At 68.1% G+C, this 4,862-nt stretch carries 4 protein-coding genes; 1 reads left to right on the forward strand and 3 read right to left on the reverse strand.

The features are described from left to right. Positions 1-167 precede the first annotated feature (167 nt). Complete coding sequence (locus tag H7290_RS04140; RefSeq protein WP_290512754.1) at positions 168-788, forward strand: TetR/AcrR family transcriptional regulator; 621 nt, start codon at positions 168-170, stop codon at positions 786-788. A 16-nt stretch (positions 789-804) separates the two neighbouring features. Here H7290_RS04140 and H7290_RS04145 read toward each other — a convergent pair whose 3' ends face one another. The 3 genes from H7290_RS04145 to groL all read right to left on the reverse strand — a co-directional run. Beyond that, entirely contained in the window at positions 805-1,800 is a 996-nt protein-coding gene (locus tag H7290_RS04145) for an ABC transporter substrate-binding protein (RefSeq protein ID WP_290512755.1), read from the reverse strand. Between the two features lie 9 nt (positions 1,801-1,809). Continuing rightward, complete coding sequence (locus H7290_RS04150; protein ID WP_290512756.1) at positions 1,810-3,234, reverse strand: RNB domain-containing ribonuclease; 1,425 nt, start codon at positions 3,232-3,234, stop codon at positions 1,810-1,812. 127 nt (positions 3,235-3,361) lie between these two features. After that, a partial coding sequence (gene groL / locus H7290_RS04155; RefSeq protein ID WP_290512757.1) for a chaperonin GroEL occupies positions 3,362-4,862 on the reverse strand: 1,501 nt, incomplete at its 5' end.

The raw sequence follows: 4,862 nt of genomic DNA on the forward strand, positions 1-4,862 counted from the left end.
CGTCGTCGTAGGTGAGGCCGAGAGGCGCGAACTTGTCGGGAATGCCGGTCTGCTCCATGCCCATCATCGTACGCCGTCAATACACGGCTCCCACCGTCGATACGGGCCTCCCTGAGAGGCTGCCAAGAACGCAACACGCGGTATGTAACACCAGTACGATGGGTGCCATGGACCGGAAACCAGGCCGCCCCCGGGCCCTCACCGTCGATGCGATTGCGCAGGCTGCACTCGACGACGGAATCGATACATTCAGCATGCCTTCGGTCGCCCGGCGTCTGGGCGTCGCCCACTCCGGGCTCTACCGCTACGTGACCGATCGCGACGACCTGCTGGTCCAGGCGATCGACCGCGCCGTAGTCGCCGCACAGTGGCCCCCGGCCGACCTGGAGTGGACCGAGCTGCTGCGCGCCATCGGCGCCACGGTCTGGCAGATGTGCGAGACCTACCCCGGGTTCGACCGGGCCTCCTTGACGGTGCCGCGGTCTCCCCGCGCCGTCGAGCACTGGGTCGAGCAGTACGTCGAGTCGATCCACCAGCAGGGCTTCCTGATCGAGGACGCGGCTGTCGCCATCGATTTCGTCTTCACGCTCGCGTTGACCGCCTCCGCCGAGATGCAGCGCCTGCACCGCATCGAGACGCAGCAAGCCGACGGGGTCAAGCTCAAGGTGCTCAAGGCCTACGACACCGAAGAGGTCTGGCGCGGCAAAGGTTGGTACGACCGCAAGCTCGACATCGTGCTCGCCGGCCTCGCCCAGCGGCAGCTCGACAACCCGCCGACCTCCGCCTGACCGTTCGCCGACCGCCCTACCTCTGCTTCTCCAGCCCGTCCGCGATCTCGTTCATGATCTTGGCGTAGGCATCGAAGCTCGGCGGCGCCACCGACTGCCACGGGACGTACGCTGCCTCCTTGCCGGCGGGAACGGTCTTCCACGTCGGCTGGGCATCGAAGATCTTCAGCCCGGCCTCGCCCACCCGCGCGTCGTACAAGGCGATGTCACCGCGGTACTTGTCGGCCTTCTCCCAGCTCAAGGTCTCGAAGTAGTCGGCTGCCTTGACCCCCTTCGGCTGCACGATCGGCAGCTTGAGCTCGTTGACGTAGTAGGAGAGGTCGGGGCTCTTGGACGGATCGGACACGTAGAGGACGTCGGTGGCCGGGGAGACGGCCACGATGTTCGTGCCGCTCGCCCTGAGCTCGGCACCAACCGCCTTCAGCCGGTCGCTCGCGCGGTCGAAATCAGCACGGGAGGCGGCGACTTCCTTGGCGCCGAGGTCGGCACCGAGGCGTTTGGCGAGGTTCTTCACGGAGTCGAGCGTCTCGATCAGCGTCTTGCCCTCGAAGTCGACGACAGCGGTGGGCACGAGCTTCTCCAGCTTGGTCTGGGTTGCCGGGTTGACGTACCAGAGCTGGTCGGGGACGTACATGTACGTCGCCACCACATCCGGCCGCAGCGAGGCCAGCTTTTCGAGATCGAGGCTGCCGTACTCGCCGGCAGCCGTGACGTCCGCCACCGAGCCCGGGTCGATCCCCTCGGCCTGGCGGTCGACCCCGCCGCCGGCCGCCTTGAGCGGCCCGAACACGCCGACGATACCGGGGACCCCGAGGTCAGTCAGCGCTGCGGCCATGGACGACTGGGCAACGATGCGGGTGGGCGCCGCCTCGAGTGAGATCACGGTGCCGCGCCCGTCGGTGTAGGCCCACGATCCGGACGAAGCCTGGTCAGAGGAGCTTCCGCAGGCGGCGGTGACGGCGAAGAGGAGGCCCAGCGCCGGGGCTGCCGCGAGTGTGCGAGATCGATTCATAAGGGCAGCCTAACCTAATACAAGCGAGCTCCGAGCACCCCCGTCGAACGCGAACTCGGCCCGGCGCCGGGCGACATCGAGCTTCCCCAGGCGAACCTCGATCCGCGAACCCTCTCGCAGCCCCTTGCCCGTGCAACGGCCGATTGCCGGCGGGTCGAGCAGCATGATCTCGCCACCGTCGCGGTCGGAGTGCAGGACCACGGCCTCGAATCGCTCGCCCTCGCGACCCTGCATCATCCACACCTCGACCTGGTCGACGCAGGTGCGATCAGCCTTCGAGGCAAGATGATCGGAGGTGCTCATGATCTCCGGGAGAGTCGGCAGGGCGTCGCGCACCCAGGCAGGGACCGCCGTCTTCTGGCAGATGGCGAGACACACCTCGGTGCCGAACCGATCGGCAAGTCGCCGCAGCGGCGCCGTCACGTGGGCGTACGGACCACCGATGCCGCCGTGCTCGGGGCGCGCCGGGAGCGAGTCGTCGAAGGCCTCGTAACCCGCTCCGCGCAGGAGCCTGGTCGCCTCGGTCATCAGTGCCAGCGCCTTGGGCTCGTCAGGGTCGAGGTCGGCGAGCACGCGCGCCGGCGTGGCGCCGGAGGGAACAGGCACACCGAGCGCCGCCGCGGTGCGAAGGAAGCCAGCCATGGCTCGCGGCTCCGGCGTCGGTAGCGTGCGCAGGAGACCCACCCCAGCAGCCAGCATGAGCTGGGCCGCGGCCATGCCGGTCAGCAACGAGATCTCCGCGTTCCAGGCGTCGACAGGCATGCGGACGCGCATGTGCAGGCGCCAGTCGTCTCCCTCGCGGAGGATCTCCTGCTCGGGGAGCGCCAGCTCGATGGCGCCGAGGCCCACTCGGAAACGTTGACGGGCCCCACCGAGATCGGCCAACGCCTCGATCGACGGGTGGGGGTCGTGGTGGTCGAATGACGCCTGGGCACCGTGATAGTCGAGCTGGGCCACCGACTTGACCGTCGCGCGACGCACCGAGGCACTCTTCTGGTGACCGGATTCATCGACGTCGATCGTCCACAGCGCCGCCCCGCGCACCTGATCGGGCAACAGACTCAGCGACCCCTCGGACAGCACCGGCGGGTGCAGCGGGACGCGCCCGTCCGGCAGGTAGAGCGTCTGACCACGCTGGCGAGCCTCGGTGTCGACGGCGCCCCCGGACGTGATGGCTGAGCCGAGATCGGCAATCGCGTAGTGGACCCGGAAGCCCTTCCCGACCCGCTCGAGGAACATCGCCTGGTCAAGGTCCATCGAGCCCGGAGGATCGATCGTGACAAACGGGATGTCGGTGGCGTCGTCAACAGCGGACGGCGGAAGCGACGCGATCTCGGCTGCCTCGGCAAGCACGTCCGGCGAGAAGCTGTCGGTCTCGGCGGAGGGCGGGAGCCCCAGCTCGGAACGGACGGACTCGAAGTCGTGTGTGCTCACGAGCAGAACGTACCGCCCGCGCACCAAGGGCGCGCTGTGGCACGGCACTGCCTTGACGACACGGCCGACACGACGAAGCCCGCCCCCTCGATGAGGGAGCGGGCTTCGCGTCAGGCGGGACTGCAGGTCAGTGGTTGTGGCCTGCGTGCGCGTCCTGGGCCGCTTCGGCCGGCTTCTCGACGATCAGCGTCTCAGTGGTGAGCAGCATCGCCGTGATCGACGCGGCGTTGGCGAGCGCGGAACGCGTCACCTTGACCGGGTCGAGGACACCCTGGGCGACCAGGTCGCCGTACTCGCCGGTCGCGGCGTTGTAGCCCTGACCGGTCTCGCGAACCTTGTTGACGACGACCTCGCCGGAGACGCCGCCGTTGCGGGCGATCCACTCGAGCGGGGCGTCGGCGCCGACGCGGACGATGCGGACACCGATCGCCTCGTCACCGGTGAGGCCAAGGTTGTCCTCGAGGATCGACACGGCGTGGACGAGGGCGGAGCCGCCGCCGGCGACAATGCCCTCCTCGATGGCCGCGCGGGTCGCCGAGACGGCGTCCTCGATACGGTGCTTCTTCTCCTTGAGCTCGACCTCGGTGGCCGCGCCGACCTTGATGACGCAGACGCCGCCGGCGAGCTTCGCCAGACGCTCCTGGAGCTTCTCGCGATCCCAGTCGGAGTCCGTGTTCTCGATCTCGGCCTTGATCTGGCTGACACGACCGTCGACGTCGGCCTTGTCGCCGCCGCCCTCGATCAGCGTGGTGTCGTCCTTGGTGATGGTCACCCGGCGGGCGGTGCCGAGCACCTCGAGGCCGATCTGGTCGAGCTTGAGACCGACGTCCGGAGTGACGACCTGCGCGCCCGTCAGGGTCGCGATGTCCTGCAGCATCGCCTTGCGACGATCGCCGAAGGCAGGAGCCTTGACCGCGGCCGAGGTGAACGTGCCACGGATCTTGTTGACGACCAGCGTCGAGAGAGCCTCGCCGTCGACGTCCTCGGCAATGATGAACAGCGGCTTGCCCGCGGCGACGACCTTCTCCAGGATCGGCAGGAGGTCGCTGACCGAGGAGATCTTGCCCTGGTTGACGAGGATGTACGGATCGTCGAGGACAGTCTCCATACGCTCGGTGTCGGTGACCATGTAAGGCGAGAGGTAGCCCTTGTCGAACTGCATCCCCTCGGTGAACTCGAGCTCGGTGCCCATGGTGTTGGACTCCTCGACCGTGATGACGCCGTCCTTGCCGACCTTGTCGAAGGCCTCGGCGATGAGCTCGCCGATGTGGGAGTCACGCGAGGAGACGGTGGCGACGTCGGTCATGTCCTTGATGTCGTCGACATCGCGGGCCTGGGCGTGGAGCTGATCGACGACGGCGATGACGGCCGCCTCGATGCCCTTCTTCAGGCCGACCGGGTTGGCGCCGGCGGCGACAGCGCGAAGGCCCTCGTGGACCATGGCCTGGGCCAGGACGGTCGCGGTGGTGGTGCCGTCACCGGCGACGTCGTTGGTCTTGGTGGCGACCTCCTTGGCAAGCTGGGCGCCGAGGTTCTCGAACGGGTCGTCGAGCTCGATCTCGCGAGCGACGGTCACACCGTCGTTGGTGATCGTGGGGGCGCCCCACTTCTTGTCGAGCACGACGTAG

This window comes from Aeromicrobium sp. (assembly GCF_014378035.1).
Lineage (GTDB): Bacteria > Actinomycetota > Actinomycetes > Propionibacteriales > Nocardioidaceae > Aeromicrobium.